Origin of the sequence: Lactobacillus sp. ESL0677 (assembly GCF_029392875.1) — a bacterium.
Lineage (GTDB): Bacteria > Bacillota > Bacilli > Lactobacillales > Lactobacillaceae > Lactobacillus.
Genome location: NZ_CP113946.1, coordinates 1,580,047 through 1,595,143 on the forward strand (window position 1 = coordinate 1,580,047; position 15,097 = coordinate 1,595,143).

Genomic DNA, 15,097 nt, shown 5'->3' on the forward strand with positions numbered 1-15,097 from the left:
AAAAAAATTATACACGACGACGTTTTGGTGGTCTAGAACCATTGTGGGGAACTGGAGTGACATCACGAATTGCAGTAATTTCAAGACCAGTAGCTTGTAATGATCTAATTGCTGATTCACGACCAGAACCAGGACCTTTGACAGAAACTTCTACATGTTTCATACCTTGATCCATTGCACTCTTAGCTGCTGCTTCAGCTGCCATTTGAGCTGCAAACGGAGTAGACTTACGGCTACCCTTAAAGCCCAATGCACCGGCTGAAGACCAAGCAACTGCATTACCTTGAACGTCAGTAATCATGACTAAAGTATTATTAAACGTAGAATGAATATGGGCAACGCCTTTTTCAACGTGCTTCTTCACACGACGCTTACGTGCTGTTTTAGGCATCAATAAACCTCCTTATAAATTTTATTTATTCTTCTTACTACCCTTACGAGTACGGGCATTATTCTTGGTATTTTGACCACGAACTGGAAGTCCACGGCGGTGACGCATACCACGGTAAGAACCGATATCAATTAACCGTTTGATATTCATGCTAACTTGTCTACGCAAGTCACCTTCAACACGGTATTTATCAACTTCTGCGCGAAGCTTTTCTTGATCGTCTGGAGTCAAATCTTTTGAACGTATGTCTTCAGAAACGCCAGCATCCGCACAAATTTTTTGAGCTGTAGGCTCACCAATACCATAAATATATGTTAAAGCAACAACTATTCTCTTATCTCTTGGTAAGTCAACACCAGCAATACGTGCCATAAATTGCACCTCCTATTTTATTTTTAACCTTGACGTTGCTTGTGCTTAGGATTTGCAGAACAAATAACCATCACACGGCCATGTCTTTTAATAATTTTACAATGTTCACACATTGGTTTAACAGATGGTCTAACCTTCATGTTTACCCCCGTTATTACTTTATAAATCGATACGTAATTCTACCTTTTGTTAAATCGTAAGGAGAAAGTTCCACAGTAACACGGTCGCCGGGCAAAATACGAATGTAGTGCATTCTAATCTTGCCGGAAACATGTGCTAAAATCACAGCTCCATTTTCCAATTCAACTTTAAACATAGCATTAGGCAAAGTATCCACAACTTTACCTTTTACTTCAATGACATCATCTTTTGCCAAAGTCGTTCCTCCGCAATTAAACAGTCATACTTTGAAATTATAACACGGAACAGCAAATAAACAAGTTATTGCTATTTACTTAGTACCACATCAACACTTTCAAAAACTTTCTCAGGAGTTTGTTCACCATCAATAACAGTCAACAAATCTTTCTTTTGGTAAAAGTCTTTCAAAGGTGCATTCATCTTTTCGTTAACTTCTAAACGATTCTTGACCACTTCAGGCTTGTCATCTTCACGTTGATAAAAGTCATGACTACCACAACGATCACAAATACCTTTTTCTTTAGGCATCTTAGTAATCTTATTGTACGTAGCACCACAACTTTTACACATAAAGCGAGCTGACAAGCGATCGATTAAAGTTTGTTCTTTAACTTCAAGCGAAATTACACTAGTCAAAGGTTTATTAAGACGTTTAGTGATACCTTCTAACAATTCTGCTTGAACAGTTGTCCTTGGAAAGCCATCTAAAATATAGCCCTCTTTAATATCAGGTTGAGCTAATCGTTCTTCAACTAATTTAGCAGTAACTTCATCGGGTACCAAATTGCCCTTGTCGATATAACTTTTGGCTTCAAGACCAACTTTGGTTTCATTAGCCATTGCTTCCCTAAACATATCCCCAGTTGAAATATGAGTTAGGTGATATTTATCAACAATTTGCTCAGACACTGTACCTTTGCCAGCACCAGGCAAACCTAAAAGAATTAAGTTAATCATTTATCTATTTCCTATCTGATGAATCCTACATATTCACGCTTCATTAACAAACCATTAATCTGACGTGATAATTCAAGGACAACCCCAATAACAATTAAAAGACTTGTTCCGCCTAACCCAATTGAACTTGGTAAATCCCAAAAATTAGTAGCAAGCTGTGGCAGTAAAGCAACTAAACCTAAGAAAACAGATCCCACAGTTGATAATCTAATTAACAACTTCGAAACGTAATCTTGTGTATCCTTTCCTGGCCACACACTGGGAATATAAGCACCTTGCTTTTGCAAATTCTTTGAAAGCTTCTCAGGATTAACCTGAACAAAAGCATAGAAGAAAGTAAACAAAATAATCAAAAGTGTATAAATTATAACTCCTGGTGTAGTCTGCATACTAAACACGCTGGTCATTATCTTGTACCATTGTTGATCGCCTTGGGACTTTTGAAAGACCATTAAAATAGTTGCTGGTGTGATAATAAACGAACTTGCGAAAATTACCGGAATAACACCTGAAACATTAACTTTTAATGGCAAAAAGCTTTCTGAGCCACTTACAGTTGCTCTCTTTGTATATTGAATTGGAATCCGACGATCCGCCTGTTCAACCCACGTAACTAATTGTGTTACGACGAGAATTGCAATGATAATCGCGATGAAGAACACAATCCCTTGAATTCGATCACTCGCATTATTATTAATAATATCTTCCTTAAAAATCTGATATAGACCTCGTGGAAGACGAGCAATAATACCAGCAAAGATAATTACAGAAACACCATTACCGAGTCCTTTATCAGTGATTTCATCACCAAGCCAAGTCAATAACATTGTTCCAGCTGTCATAATAACAGCAATTTCAACATAGGTCTGCCACGATTGTGACTTTACAAGTCCCATTTGTGTTAAAGCGTTAAACCCAAGTGTAATACCGATACTTTGAACAAAAGCAACTGCTAATGACAACCATCTAGTAACTTGATTAGTTTTACGCCGACCTACTTCACCCTGTTTTCCCCATTCTACTAATGTAGGAACAATATCCATCTGCAACAACTGAATAACAATTTGCGCAGTAATATAAGGAGAAACACCCAGTGAAAAAATCGAATAATTATCCAACCCACCACCAGAAACAGTATCTAGCATGGGAACTAAACCAGTTTGTGCTACTTGAGTGATCGCTTTTGCATTTACACCCGGAACTGTAATATTAGCTCCTATGCGATACAACAGGAGAATAAAGAGCGTAAAATAAATTTTATTTCGAATTTCTTTATCCTTAAAAGCGTTCTTCAAGGTCGAAAACATTAGATCACCTCAACAGATCCGCCAGCAGCCTCAACTGCTTTCTTAGCAGCGGCAGAAACTTTGTTAACCTTTACGTTTAATTTGACTTTTAATTCGCCTTTAGCAAGTAATTTAACGCCTGATAATTCTTTCTTTACCAAACCGTTTTCTTTCAAACTAGCGACAGTTACTTCACTATTATCTTCGAATTTATTCAAGTCGTCTAAATTAATAATTGCATATTCTTTACGGTTAACGTTCTTAAATCCACGCTTAGGCATAGTTCTGAATAATGGCATTTGTCCACCTTCAAAACCTAAACGAGTATGGCCGCCTTGACGGGATAATTGACCCTTTTGTCCACGACCAGAAGTCTTACCGAAACCACTTGAAGTACCACGTCCAACACGTTTTTTAGTTGAGCGTGAACCAGCAGAGGCATGTAATTCATTAAGCTTCATTAATTTGGCACCTCCTCAATAATTATTTATTAACTTCTTCAACAGAAATTAAGTGGGCAATTTTCATTAATGCACCACGAGTAGCAGCGTTGTCTGGTAGAACAACAGTACTGCTGATTCTACCTAAGCCAAGAGCCTTAACAACTTTCTTTTGGTTAGGTAGACGGTGCGCAACACTTCTAATTAAAGTAACTTTTAATTCAGTCATTTATAGTCTCCCTAATCTAAATCTGCGTGGCGAAGCTTTTCAACTTCTTCACTTGTTCTAAGCTTTTTCAAGCCATCAATCGCTGCACGAACAACGTTGATTGGTGTGTTTGAACCAAGTGACTTAGAAGTAACATCAGCAATACCAGCCATATCCATAACGATACGAACAGCACCACCGGCAGCAATACCTGAACCAGCTGGAGCAGGCTTGAATAAAATACTACCTGAACCATAGTGACCAATTACTTCATGAGGAATGGTAGTACCAACCTTAGGAACATTGATCATGTTCTTCTTACCAGCTTCAACGGCCTTACGGATTGCTTCTGGAACTTCTTGAGCTTTACCAGTACCAAAGCCTACACGACCTTTTTTGTCGCCAACAACTACTAGGGCAGCAAATCTCATGCGTTGACCACCCTTGACAACCTTGGTGACACGATTAATTGCTACTAACTGATCTTCAATGTCGTCCTTATTTCTACGATTATTACGAGAATCGTTGCGGTTTGCCATGTATTATTCTCCTTCCCTAGAAATCTAATCCGTTTTCACGAGCGGCATCTGCCAAAGCTGAAATACGGCCGTGGTATAAGTAACCACTTCTATCAAACACAATGTTTGAAATGTTCTTAGCTTTAGCTGCTTCGGCAATAGCTTTACCAACAGCTTGAGCTTGTTCTACCTTAGTTGAACCTTTAATAGATTCATCCAAAGTTGAGGCACTTGCTAGCGTGACACCCTCTACATCATCAATTAATTGAGCGTAGATGTTCTTGTTTGAACGGAAAACACTTAAGCGTGGGCGCTCAGCAGTACCAGAGATCTTGCTACGAATACGTTTATGACGCTTTAAGCGCAATTTGTTTTTGTCTGGTTTTGAAATCACAATTTCACCTCAAAATTTATTTATTATTTACCTGTCTTACCTTCCTTACGACGTACATATTCGTCAACATAACGAATACCTTTACCTTTGTAAGGTTCTGGTGGACGTACATCGCGAATTTCAGCAGCAAATTGTCCAACATTTTGCTTAGAAATTCCTTCTACTTCAATATCAGTGTTTGAAGTAGCGTTTACGGAAACACCTTCAGGTGCAGTCATTACAACTGGGTGAGAGTAGCCAACATTCAAAGTTAACTTGTTGCCTTGTGTAGTAGCACGGTAACCAACACCGATTAACTTCAAAGTCTTCTTGTAGCCGTTAACTACACCTTCAACCATTGATGCTAAATTAGCTCTTTCAGTACCATGAAGTGCTTTATCATTTTCACTTGAACGTGAAAAATTGATCTTGCCATCTTCTTGCTTAAAAGTAATTTTAGGATCGAAGTATCTAGTTAATTCACCCTTTGGGCCCTTAACAGTAATATTGTCACCTTCCTTGGTAACAGTGACACTGTCTGGGACTTCAATTGTTTTTAAACCTATACGGCTCATTGATTGTTCTCCTTTCTGTCAGAATTACCAAACGTAAGCAATAACTTCGCCGCCAACGCCTTTTTGTCTAGCTTCTTTATCGGTAATTACACCAGCAGAAGTAGAAACGATGGCAATACCTAAGCCGTTAAGAACTTTAGGTAAGTTTTCAGCACTAACGTAATTTCTAAGACCTGGCTTAGAAATCCGTTTTAAGCCTGAAATGACACGTTCTCCGTTTGGACCGTATTTCAAGAAAACCTTGATAACACCTTGTTTATTGTCATCAGTAACTTCGTAATCACGGATGAAACCTTCGCGTTTCAAAATTTCTGAAATAGATTTTTTAATATTTGATGCAGGAATTTCAACTGAACTATGCTTTGCCATGTTGGCATTTCTAATTCTAGTCAAGTAATCTGCGATCGGATCTGTCATGACCATTTATGCTATCCTCCTAACCGTATTACCAACTAGCCTTTTTAAGACCTGGGATTTGACCTTTGTGAGCTAAATCCTTCAAGCAAATACGGCATAAGCCAAATTTACGGTAAACTGAGTGTGGACGACCACATCTCTCACAACGTGTATATTCACGTGAAGAAAACTTAGCAGGACGATGATTTCTAATTTTTTGTGATGTTTTAGCCATTAATGTCCTCCATTATTTTGCAAACGGCATACCAAATTGACCTAAAAGCTCACGAGCCTCTTCGTCAGTATTGGCAGTAGTAACGATAACAACATCTAAACCTCTGGTACGGTTAACCTTATCAAAGTCAATTTCTGGGAAAATCAATTGTTCCTTGATACCTAAAGTGTAGTTACCACGACCATCGAATGAACGACTTGAAACACCGCGGAAGTCACGAACACGTGGAAGTGAAACATTGATTAACTTGTATAAGAAATCATACATTCTAGTACCTCTAAGTGTAACCTTAGCACCAATTGACATTCCTTCACGTAAACGGAAGTTAGCAATTGACTTCTTTGCCTTAGTAACTAAAGGCTTTTGACCAGAAATTAAAGTTAATTCTTCAACTGCTTCGTCTAAGTTCTTAGCGTTGGAAACTGCGTCACCAACACCCATGTTCAAAACGATTTTTTCAATTTTTGGTACTTGCATAACAGAATCATATTCAAATTTTTCTTGTAATGCAGGAACAATCTTTTCTTTATATTCTTGAGCTAAATAACTTGCCATTTGTGTCCTCCCTTCTACTTATTAGTTTCTTCTTTTTTGCTTTCACCCTTAGCAATAACTTTAACGTTTGATGCATGAATTGAACCTTCTGATTCAACTACGCCACCGTTTGCATTGCTTTGTGAAGGCTTTTCGTGCTTCTTAATCGTATTAACGCCTTTAACAACCACACGGTTCTTTTTAACGTTAACAGAAAGAACTACACCTTCTTTGCCCTTATCTTTTCCGGCAATAACTTTTACTTTGTCACCAGTTTTAACAAACATCAGTGCACCTCACTTAATTATAAGACTTCAGGAGCAAGAGAGACGATCTTCATAAAGTCGTGCTCACGTAACTCACGTGCAACAGGCCCAAAGATACGAGTACCACGTGGACTCTTATCTGCATTAATAACTACGCCGGCATTTTCATCAAACTTAATGTATGATCCATCTTCACGGCGTGCGCCTGATTTTGTTCTAACAATGACTGCTTTAACAACGTCACCTTTTTTGACAACGCCACCTGGTGTTGCTTGTTTAACAGTTGCTACCACGATATCACCAATGTTACCAGTCTTACGTTTTGATCCACCTAAGACTCTAATAACTAAAAGTTCTCTGGCACCAGAGTTATCAGCAACTCTCAAACGGGATTCATTTTGAATCACTGTATAATCCTCCCCTCACTAAATCCGCAAAATTAAACAGATTTCTTAACAATTTCTACTAAACGAAAGCGCTTTGTACGAGATAATGGACGAGTTTCCATGATACGAACAGTATCGCCAACTTTAGCTTCATTATTTTCGTCTTGTGCATAGTATTTCTTAGAATATCTAATACGCTTCTTGTAAACAGGGTGGTTCTTGTAGGTATCAACTACAACAGTGATAGTTTTGTCATTCTTATCAGAAACTACACGACCTTGGTATACGTGACGATGATTTCTTTCGATTGATTCGCTCAAGTTAATAACTCCCTTCCACTAATCTTTCTTCAATGCTTCTTCACTAAGAATTGTTTTAATTCTAGCGATATTCTTGCGGACTTTACTCAGGCGAGCGGTATTTTCTAATTGACCCGTTGCTTGTTGGAAACGCAAGTTGAAAAGTTCTTCTTTGTATTGCTTTTCCTTTTCTAACATTTGATCAGTGGTTAGTGTTCTGATATCCTTAGCCTTCATTAGAATTGCCACCTACTTCCGAACTTTTAGTCACAAACTTACATTTAATTGGTAACTTAGTTGAAGCAAGACGCAAAGCTTCACGAGCAGTTGCTTCGTCAACGCCACCAATTTCAAACATAATTTTTTCTCTTTTTACTACAGCTACCCAACCAGCTGGTGCACCTTTAGCAGTGTATGACTTTTGTGGGAAAATTCTGATCCAAACTTTACCACCACGCTTCATGTAACGAGTCATCGCAACACGAGCAGCTTCAATTTGTTGATTAGTTATCCAGTGAGATTCAAGGGCTTCTAAACCATATTCACCAAAGGCAATGGTTTTACCACCTTTAGCAGCACCACGCATCTTACCACGGAATTCACGACGGTGTTTTACTCGTTTTGGTACTAAAGGCATTATTTGTTTCCTCCCTTCACAGCTTTTGCGGGCTTCTTGTTCTTAGTAGGCAAGACTTCACCGCGGTTGATCCAAACTTGAACACCAATTTCACCATAAGTAGTGAAAGCATTTACCCAAGCGTAATCAATATCAGCTCTTAAAGTTTGTAATGGAACCCGACCTTCTGTATGCCATTCTCTTCTTGCCATGTCGGCACCGTTTAAACGACCAGAGGTTTGTACTCTGATACCTTTAGCGCCAGCACGCATACTTCTTTGAGTAGCTTGACGGATTGCACGTCTAAAAGCAATACGAGCTTCAAGTTGACTGGCAATACTGTCAGCAACTAATTTAGCATCAAGATCTGGTTTCTTAATTTCAACAATGTTGACATGTACTTGTTTCTTAGTCAAAGCATTCAAGTCTCTTCTCAAAGCTTCAACTTCAGAACCACCTTTACCAATTACCATACCCGGTTTTGAAGTATTGATGGAAATATTGATTCTGTTAGCTGCACGTTCAATTTCAACAGTAGAAACAGAGGCATCCTTCAACTTCTTAGAAATGAATTTTCTGATGCGCAGGTCTTCATTTAAGGTTTCTTTATATCCTCTGTCAGCATACCATTTAGATTCCCAATCGCGAATAACGCCAAGACGGAAACCATTTGGGTTAATCTTTTGACCCATTAATATACCTCCCTTAATCGTTCTTTTCTGAAACTACTACAATTACATGACTTGTTCTCTTGTTAATTGGAGAAGCCATACCCTTGGCACGTGGCCGGAATCTCTTCAAAGTTGCACCTTCATTTACATATGCTTCTGATACGTAAAGATTTGCACTTTCAAGATCATAGTTGTGTTCTGCGTTAGCAATAGCTGAACGTAAAACTTTTTCAACGATTGGGGAAGCAGCTCTAGGCGTAAATTCCAAGATTGCTAATGCTTCAGCAACGTCTTTGCCGCGAATTAAGTCAACGACTAAGCGAGCTTTTCTTGCAGCAATTCGAACAGTTCTTGCTTCAGCTCTAGCTGAACTAATTTGTTCTGCCATTTAAGTGTTTCTCCCTTCTTTATTTTGCAGTGGCCTTATCGTCAGATGTCTTGTGTCCACGGAAAGTTCTCGTTGGAACGAATTCACCTAACTTGTGACCAACCATGTCTTCAGTAATGTAAACTGGAACATGCTTTCTACCGTCGTAAACAGCTATAGTCAAACCAACAAAGGAAGGGAAAATAGTTGAACGACGTGACCAAGTCTTAATAACTTGCTTCTTTTCTGCGTTTTCTTGAGCTTCAACCTTCTTCAACAATGATGCGTCTGCAAAAGGTCCTTTTTTAATACTACGGCTCATTAATTAACCCTCCTTCTATTATTTGCTACCCTTACGGTGACGAATGATCAGCTTCTCGCTAGCTCTCTTACTATTTCTAGTCTTAACGCCGCGACTCTTCTTACCCCAAGGAGTCATAGGTTGTGGACGACCAACTGGAGCCTTACCTTCACCACCACCATGTGGGTGATCGTTAGGGTTCATTACAGAACCACGTGATTGTGGACGTCTGCCTAACCAACGACTACGACCAGCTTTACCTAATTGAATCAATGAATGTTGTTCATTACCAACAACGCCGATAGTAGCACGACAAACTGACAAGATCTTACGAACTTCGCCACTTTGTAATCTGACTAATGCATATTTACCGTCAAAACCTAACACTTGAGCACTTGTACCAGCACTTCTTACCAATTGTCCACCCTTACCAGGTTTCATTTCAATGTTATGAATTGAGGTACCAGTAGGAATGTTCTTTAATGGTAATGCGTTACCTGGCTTGATATCTGCATCTGCACCAGATTCAACAATATCGCCAACTTTTAAGCCCTTAGGTGCTAGAATGTAAGTCTTGATACCGTCAGTGTAGTGAAGAAGTGCAATGTTAGCAGTTCTGTTTGGATCGTATTCGATAGATTTAACAACTGCTTTTGCATTATCTTTATTACGCTTAAAATCGATAACACGGTACTTTTGCTTGTGACCACCACCACGGTGTCTACTTGTAATATGACCATATGAGTTACGGCCTGCTGTATGTGATTGTGATTCAAGCAAGGTACGTTCTGGCTTGCTCGTCGTAATCTCAGCGAAGTCGGAAGAAGTCATATTACGGCGACCATTTGTGGTTGGCTTATAAACTTTAATAGCCAATTGACTGACCTCCTATTACTTATTCTCTTCTTTGTTTTCGTCTTTGAAAATCTTAATGTCGTTTGAATCGTCAGTTAAGGTAACAATTGCCTTGCGTGTACGAGCTGTTTTACCAGCATAGCGACCAACGCGCTTGTCCTTGCCACGAACGTTCATGATGTTAACTTTCTTAACTTTAACATCAAAGATTTCTTCAACAGCGATACGAACTTGAGTCTTGGTTGCAGTTAAAAGCACGTTGAAAGTGTACTTCTTATCATCCATTAAGTTCGTTGACTTTTCAGTAATGACAGGTCTTAAAATGATATCGTGTGCACTCATTTCTTTGAAGCCCCCTCAACATTCTTTTCAATCTTTTCTACAGCATCCTTAGTCAAGATCAACTTGCCGTAGTTAACAACGTCTTCAACATTTACGCCATTAACAGGAACAACCTTAACATTAGTTAAGTTTCTTGCTGAAAGTTGTACGTTCTTGTCGTCTGAAACAACTAAAACCTTACCTTCAACATTCAAGCTGCTTAACATTGACTTAAATTCTTTAGTCTTAGGTGCTGACATTGTCAACTGGTCTAAAACGATTAAATCTTGATCAATCAATTTTTGGGAAAGAACTGACTTAATAGCCAAACGACGTTGCTTTCTTGGCATTGAATATGCGTATGAACGTGGAGTTGGTCCGAAGACAACACCACCGCCGCGCCATTGTGGAGATCTAATGGAACCTTGGCGAGCACGTCCTGTACCCTTTTGCTTCCATGGTTTCTTACCACCGCCGCGAACAGCAGATCTATTCTTAACTTTTGAGGTACCTTGACGTTTGCCAGCTCTTTGTCTGATGATTGCGTCAAACACAACGCTTTCGTTTGGTTCAATACCAAAAACTGCATCATTTAAAGTAACTTCACCAGCATCTTTACCTTTTTGATCGATAACCTTTAAATTAGCCATTCTAGTCCTCCTTCCTATTTATTAATCTTAACAGCAGATTTAACAGTAATTAATGAGTTCTTAGCACCTGGAACATTACCTTTAATCAGCAATACGTTCTTATCTGCTACAACTTTTTCAATTACTAAGTTTTCAATGGTAACTTTCTTCATACCCATGTGACCTGGCAAACGCTTGCCCTTTGGTACACGGTTAATGATGGAACCCATTGAACCTGGAACTCTGTGGTATCTTGAACCGTGAGTTTCAGGTCCACGTGATTGGCCCCAACGCTTAATGTTACCTTGGTATCCATGACCTCTTGTAATTCCAGTAACGTCTACAACGTCGCCTTCCTTAAATGTGTCCACAGTAACTTCTGAGCCGACTTCGTAGTCCTTAAGCTCAACTCCGCGGATTTCACGAATGAAGCGCTTAGGCGAAGTCTTTGCTTTTGCAGCATGACCTTTTTCTGGTTTGTTGCTCAAAACTTCACGTTTATCTTGGTATCCTAATTGAACTGCTTCGTAACCGTCTGATTCAACAGTCTTAACTTGCATAACAACGTTAGGAGTTGCTTCAACAACAGTTACAGGAACAAGGATACCATCTTTAGTAAAGACTTGAGTCATACCGACTTTTCTTCCTAAGATTCCTTTGGTCATGATTACACCTCTTTCTTTTTAAAAATTATAATTTAATTTCGATGTCAACGCCGCTTGGAAGATCAAGCTTCATTAAAGAATCAACAGTCTTAGGTGTAGGATTTAAAATGTCGATTAAACGCTTGTGCGTACGCATTTCAAATTGTTCACGTGAGTCCTTGTTCTTGTGTGGTGAACGTAGAACAGTGAACAAAACCCTTTCTGTTGGTAGTGGAACTGGACCTGAAATTTCAGCACCAGTTCTCTTAGCAGTAGCTACAATCTTAGCAGCTGATTCATCGAGAATACCATGTTCGTATGACTTAAGTCTGATACGAATAGATTGACTTGCCATTGAATTACCTCCTTAACGTCTTCTTTTAAAAGATGACTAGCCTCCGCAAAAATTACCGGCCACACCTCTGTGGCAATGCAGCCTGGTGTGCCGCAACCTTTTGCATCAACGCTTACAACAATTACATGTGTTTAGAGCATAGCACTCCCCCAAACACACAAAGACTAGTATACCTGCTCTTTGTTGAAATATCAAGGATTTAGAGCATTTTAATTTAATTTTTTGCTTTTTCTTTCTATATTACTTAACTTTTTTATTATTATTTTTTTGAAAAAAACAGAAAAAAAGTCATTGGCATTACCAATGACTTTTAAAAATCTTATTTTTTATTTTTTAAACTAACAAGAATTAGTCAGCTTCGCCGCCGCGCTTCTTGATAATTTCTGCTTGAATTGACTTAGGAGTTGCTGCGTAGTGGTCAAATACCATCGTAAATGTACCACGACCTTGAGTTGATGAACGCAAAGTAGTTGCGTAACCAAACATTTCAGCAAGTGGAACCATTGAGTTCAATACCTTAGCACCTGAACGGTCTTGCATATTGTCCATCGTACCACGACGAGCAGTAATTGAGCCCATTACATCACCCAAGTATTCTTCTGGGGTGATTACTTGAACCTTCATAATTGGTTCAAGAATAACAGCACCAGCCTTAGGAGCAGCATTTCTCAAAGCAAGTGATGCAGCAACCTTGAAGGCAGCTTCAGATGAGTCGACTTCGTGATAACTACCATCGTAAAGCTTAGCCTTAACGTCGATCAATGGGTAGCCAGCAAGAATACCGTTCTTCATTGATTCTTGAAGTCCAGCATCTACTGAAGGGATAAATTCACGAGGAACAACACCACCGACAATGGCATCTTCGAATTCGTAGCCTTTACCTCTTTCGTTTGGTGTAAACTCAACCCAAACGTCACCGTATTGACCTTTACCACCGGATTGACGAACGAACTTACCTTGAGCCTTAGCTGGCTTAGTGAAGGTTTCACGGTAAGCAACTTGTGGTTCACCGATCTTAGCTTCAACGTGGAATTCGCGCTTCATCCGTTCGACCATGATTTGCAAGTGCAATTCACCCATTCCGGAAATCAAGGTTTGACCAGTTTCAGCATTAGTTTCAGCTCTGAAAGTTGGGTCTTCTTCAGTCAACTTTTGCAAAGCAACATCAAGCTTATCACGATCAGCCTTTGATTCAGGTTCAATCGAAACTTGGATAACTGGATCTGGAACTTCCAAACTTTCCAAAATTAATGGGTGGTCTGGATCAGTTAATGAGTCACCAGTAGTAGTGTTCTTCAAACCAATAGCACCAGCAATATCACCTGAGAATACTTCTGGAATTTCAGTTCTTGAGTTGGCGTGCATTTGCAACAAACGTCCAACACGTTCACGACTGTTCTTTGAAGCATTCAAAACGTATGAACCTGATTCAAGAGAACCAGTATAAACACGAATATAAGTCAAACGACCAACAAATGGGTCAGTAGCAATCTTGAAAGCTAAAGCTGAGAATGGCTTATCGTCTCCTGCTACTAATTCTTCTTCTTCACCAGTCTTAGGATCGTGAGCGATGTATGGCTTAACGTCAACAGGCGATGGCAAGTAGTCAACCACACCGTCAAGCATCATTTGTACACCCTTGTTCTTGAAAGCTGAGCCAGCAAATACTGGGAACAATTCCAAGTTCAAGGTAGCCTTACGAATAGCAGCCTTTAATTCATCAATGGAAATTTCGTCACCATTAAGGTATTTTTCCATAATGTCATCGTCAACATCAGCAACTTGTTCAATCAAAGCACTTCTACGCTTTTCAGCATCAGCCTTGTATTCGTCAGGAACTGGAATAGTTTCCCACTTAGAACCAAGCTTGTCTTCATCATAAACATCAGCAACCATGTTGATTAAGTCGATAACACCTTCAAAAGTTTCGGCAGAACCGATTGGCATTTGAACAGGTAAGGCATTGGCATTTAAGCGTTCATGTAAAGAAGTAACAGATTTATCGAAATCTGCACCAATCTTGTCCATCTTGTTAACAAAAACAATTCGAGGAACACCGTAAGTTTCAGCTTGACGCCAAACATTTTCAGTTTGTGGTTCAACACCAGCTTGAGCATCAAGAACAGTTACCGCACCGTCAAGAACACGGAGTGAACGTTCAACTTCGATAGTGAAGTCAACGTGTCCTGGGGTGTCAATGATGTTAATTCTGTAGTCTTTCCATTGCGCAGTCGTAGCGGCTGATGTAATGGTAATCCCACGTTCCTTTTCTTCGTCCATCCAGTCCATTTGGCTGTCACCTTCGTGGGTTTCACCAATTTTGTGGATCTTACCAGTGTAGTAAAGGATACGTTCAGTAGTGGTAGTTTTACCCGCATCAATGTGGGCCATAATACCAATGTTACGTGTCTTTTCTAATGGAAATTCACGCTTATTAGCCATAAATTCTTATCTCCTTAAAAAATATACCAATCAAATTAGAAGCGGTAGTGTGCAAATGCACGGTTAGCTTCAGCCATACGGTGAACATCTTCACGCTTCTTAACTGCAGAACCGGTGTTGTTTGAAGCGTCGATAATTTCGTTAGCTAAACGTTCATCCATTGTATGTTCATTACGTAAACGAGCGTATGAAACAAGCCATCTTAAACCTAAAGTAGTTCTTCTTTCTGGACGAACTTCAACTGGAATTTGGTAGTTTGAACCACCGATACGACGAGCTCTAACTTCCAAAACTGGCATAATGTTGTTCATAGCTTCTTCAAAAACGTCAAGTGGTTCCTTGCCGGTCTTGTCTTTAACGATGTTGAAAGCATCATAAAGGATAGAAGATGCCTTAGCTCTCTTACCATCAAGCATCAAGTGGTTGATTAACTTAGTAACAAGCTTTGAGTTATAAACTGGATCTGCTAAAACGTCTCTTTTAGTTACATGTCCTTTTCTAGGCATTATTTAACTCCTC

At 39.4% G+C, this 15,097-nt stretch carries 29 protein-coding genes; all 29 read right to left on the reverse strand.

The window, feature by feature from the left end:
- Nucleotides 1-7: 7 nt before the first annotated feature.
- The 29 genes from rpsK to rpsG all read right to left on the reverse strand — a co-directional run bounded on the left by rpsK (nt 8) and on the right by rpsG (nt 15,084).
- Nucleotides 8-391, reverse strand: a complete 384-nt coding sequence (gene rpsK / locus OZX76_RS07715; protein WP_277130594.1) for a 30S ribosomal protein S11 — start codon at nt 389-391, stop codon at nt 8-10.
- Nucleotides 392-412: 21 nt separating this feature from the next.
- Nucleotides 413-763 (reverse strand): 30S ribosomal protein S13, encoded by a 351-nt coding sequence (gene rpsM, locus OZX76_RS07720; protein WP_277130593.1) that lies wholly within the window; start codon nt 761-763, stop codon nt 413-415.
- A 23-nt stretch (nt 764-786) separates the two neighbouring features.
- Nucleotides 787-903: a 50S ribosomal protein L36 gene (gene rpmJ / locus OZX76_RS07725; protein ID WP_003647815.1), complete on the reverse strand. Its 117-nt coding sequence runs from the start codon at nt 901-903 to the stop codon at nt 787-789.
- Nucleotides 904-917: 14 nt separating this feature from the next.
- Complete coding sequence (gene infA / locus OZX76_RS07730; protein ID WP_034980408.1) at nt 918-1,139, reverse strand: translation initiation factor IF-1; 222 nt, start codon at nt 1,137-1,139, stop codon at nt 918-920.
- A 71-nt stretch (nt 1,140-1,210) separates the two neighbouring features.
- Nucleotides 1,211-1,861 (reverse strand): adenylate kinase, encoded by a 651-nt coding sequence (locus tag OZX76_RS07735; protein ID WP_277179253.1) that lies wholly within the window; start codon nt 1,859-1,861, stop codon nt 1,211-1,213.
- A gap of 11 nt (nt 1,862-1,872) precedes the next feature.
- Entirely contained in the window at nt 1,873-3,168 is a 1,296-nt protein-coding gene (gene secY, locus OZX76_RS07740) for a preprotein translocase subunit SecY (protein WP_277179255.1), read from the reverse strand.
- Nucleotides 3,168-3,608 (reverse strand): 50S ribosomal protein L15, encoded by a 441-nt coding sequence (gene rplO, locus OZX76_RS07745; RefSeq protein ID WP_277179257.1) that lies wholly within the window; start codon nt 3,606-3,608, stop codon nt 3,168-3,170. Before rplO ends, secY begins: the two co-directional genes overlap by 1 nt.
- A gap of 22 nt (nt 3,609-3,630) precedes the next feature.
- On the reverse strand, nt 3,631-3,816 hold the full coding sequence (gene rpmD, locus OZX76_RS07750; protein WP_277130589.1) for a 50S ribosomal protein L30: 186 nt from the start codon (nt 3,814-3,816) through the stop codon (nt 3,631-3,633).
- An 11-nt stretch (nt 3,817-3,827) separates the two neighbouring features.
- Nucleotides 3,828-4,334 carry a 30S ribosomal protein S5 gene (gene rpsE / locus OZX76_RS07755; RefSeq protein ID WP_277130588.1) on the reverse strand — a complete coding sequence of 169 codons (507 nt, stop codon included), beginning with the start codon at nt 4,332-4,334 and terminating at the stop codon, nt 3,828-3,830.
- A gap of 16 nt (nt 4,335-4,350) precedes the next feature.
- Entirely contained in the window at nt 4,351-4,707 is a 357-nt protein-coding gene (rplR, locus tag OZX76_RS07760) for a 50S ribosomal protein L18 (RefSeq protein ID WP_277179259.1), read from the reverse strand.
- Nucleotides 4,708-4,730: 23 nt separating this feature from the next.
- Nucleotides 4,731-5,261 carry a 50S ribosomal protein L6 gene (rplF, locus tag OZX76_RS07765; RefSeq protein ID WP_277179261.1) on the reverse strand — a complete coding sequence of 177 codons (531 nt, stop codon included), beginning with the start codon at nt 5,259-5,261 and terminating at the stop codon, nt 4,731-4,733.
- Between the two features lie 24 nt (nt 5,262-5,285).
- Nucleotides 5,286-5,684, reverse strand: a complete 399-nt coding sequence (gene rpsH, locus OZX76_RS07770) for a 30S ribosomal protein S8 (RefSeq protein ID WP_277131844.1) — start codon at nt 5,682-5,684, stop codon at nt 5,286-5,288.
- Nucleotides 5,685-5,706: 22 nt separating this feature from the next.
- The gene (locus OZX76_RS07775) at nt 5,707-5,892 is read right to left on the reverse strand and encodes a type Z 30S ribosomal protein S14 (protein ID WP_046307561.1); all 186 of its coding nucleotides are present in this window, start codon (nt 5,890-5,892) and stop codon (nt 5,707-5,709) included.
- Nucleotides 5,893-5,904: 12 nt separating this feature from the next.
- Nucleotides 5,905-6,447: a 50S ribosomal protein L5 gene (gene rplE, locus OZX76_RS07780; RefSeq protein ID WP_277130584.1), complete on the reverse strand. Its 543-nt coding sequence runs from the start codon at nt 6,445-6,447 to the stop codon at nt 5,905-5,907.
- A gap of 14 nt (nt 6,448-6,461) precedes the next feature.
- A complete protein-coding gene (rplX, locus tag OZX76_RS07785; RefSeq protein ID WP_277179263.1) occupies nt 6,462-6,713 on the reverse strand; it encodes a 50S ribosomal protein L24 in 252 nt (83 codons plus the stop codon).
- A gap of 17 nt (nt 6,714-6,730) precedes the next feature.
- The gene (gene rplN / locus OZX76_RS07790) at nt 6,731-7,099 is read right to left on the reverse strand and encodes a 50S ribosomal protein L14 (protein WP_277130582.1); all 369 of its coding nucleotides are present in this window, start codon (nt 7,097-7,099) and stop codon (nt 6,731-6,733) included.
- Between the two features lie 32 nt (nt 7,100-7,131).
- Nucleotides 7,132-7,398, reverse strand: a complete 267-nt coding sequence (gene rpsQ, locus OZX76_RS07795) for a 30S ribosomal protein S17 (RefSeq protein ID WP_277130581.1) — start codon at nt 7,396-7,398, stop codon at nt 7,132-7,134.
- An 18-nt stretch (nt 7,399-7,416) separates the two neighbouring features.
- On the reverse strand, nt 7,417-7,614 hold the full coding sequence (rpmC, locus tag OZX76_RS07800; protein WP_277130580.1) for a 50S ribosomal protein L29: 198 nt from the start codon (nt 7,612-7,614) through the stop codon (nt 7,417-7,419).
- Nucleotides 7,604-8,014, reverse strand: coding sequence for a 50S ribosomal protein L16 (gene rplP, locus OZX76_RS07805; RefSeq protein ID WP_277179265.1), 411 nt, complete (start codon nt 8,012-8,014; stop codon nt 7,604-7,606). The genes rpmC and rplP overlap by 11 nt, the downstream gene beginning before the upstream one ends.
- Nucleotides 8,014-8,685, reverse strand: coding sequence for a 30S ribosomal protein S3 (gene rpsC / locus OZX76_RS07810; RefSeq protein ID WP_277179267.1), 672 nt, complete (start codon nt 8,683-8,685; stop codon nt 8,014-8,016). Before rpsC ends, rplP begins: the two co-directional genes overlap by 1 nt.
- Before the next feature lie 13 nt (nt 8,686-8,698).
- Nucleotides 8,699-9,052: a 50S ribosomal protein L22 gene (rplV, locus tag OZX76_RS07815; protein ID WP_277179269.1), complete on the reverse strand. Its 354-nt coding sequence runs from the start codon at nt 9,050-9,052 to the stop codon at nt 8,699-8,701.
- Between the two features lie 19 nt (nt 9,053-9,071).
- The gene (gene rpsS / locus OZX76_RS07820; RefSeq protein ID WP_277131854.1) at nt 9,072-9,353 is read right to left on the reverse strand and encodes a 30S ribosomal protein S19; all 282 of its coding nucleotides are present in this window, start codon (nt 9,351-9,353) and stop codon (nt 9,072-9,074) included.
- 18 nt (nt 9,354-9,371) lie between these two features.
- Nucleotides 9,372-10,208 carry a 50S ribosomal protein L2 gene (rplB, locus tag OZX76_RS07825; protein WP_277131856.1) on the reverse strand — a complete coding sequence of 279 codons (837 nt, stop codon included), beginning with the start codon at nt 10,206-10,208 and terminating at the stop codon, nt 9,372-9,374.
- A gap of 15 nt (nt 10,209-10,223) precedes the next feature.
- On the reverse strand, nt 10,224-10,529 hold the full coding sequence (gene rplW, locus OZX76_RS07830) for a 50S ribosomal protein L23 (protein WP_277131858.1): 306 nt from the start codon (nt 10,527-10,529) through the stop codon (nt 10,224-10,226).
- The gene (gene rplD, locus OZX76_RS07835) at nt 10,526-11,158 is read right to left on the reverse strand and encodes a 50S ribosomal protein L4 (RefSeq protein WP_277142784.1); all 633 of its coding nucleotides are present in this window, start codon (nt 11,156-11,158) and stop codon (nt 10,526-10,528) included. The genes rplW and rplD overlap by 4 nt, the downstream gene beginning before the upstream one ends.
- A 14-nt stretch (nt 11,159-11,172) precedes the next feature.
- Nucleotides 11,173-11,802: a 50S ribosomal protein L3 gene (rplC, locus tag OZX76_RS07840; RefSeq protein WP_277130570.1), complete on the reverse strand. Its 630-nt coding sequence runs from the start codon at nt 11,800-11,802 to the stop codon at nt 11,173-11,175.
- A 25-nt stretch (nt 11,803-11,827) separates the two neighbouring features.
- Nucleotides 11,828-12,136 carry a 30S ribosomal protein S10 gene (gene rpsJ, locus OZX76_RS07845; RefSeq protein WP_046327486.1) on the reverse strand — a complete coding sequence of 103 codons (309 nt, stop codon included), beginning with the start codon at nt 12,134-12,136 and terminating at the stop codon, nt 11,828-11,830.
- 348 nt (nt 12,137-12,484) lie between these two features.
- Nucleotides 12,485-14,578, reverse strand: a complete 2,094-nt coding sequence (fusA, locus tag OZX76_RS07850; RefSeq protein ID WP_277179271.1) for an elongation factor G — start codon at nt 14,576-14,578, stop codon at nt 12,485-12,487.
- Nucleotides 14,579-14,613: 35 nt separating this feature from the next.
- Nucleotides 14,614-15,084, reverse strand: a complete 471-nt coding sequence (gene rpsG / locus OZX76_RS07855; RefSeq protein ID WP_277131861.1) for a 30S ribosomal protein S7 — start codon at nt 15,082-15,084, stop codon at nt 14,614-14,616.
- Nucleotides 15,085-15,097: the final 13 nt, after the last annotated feature.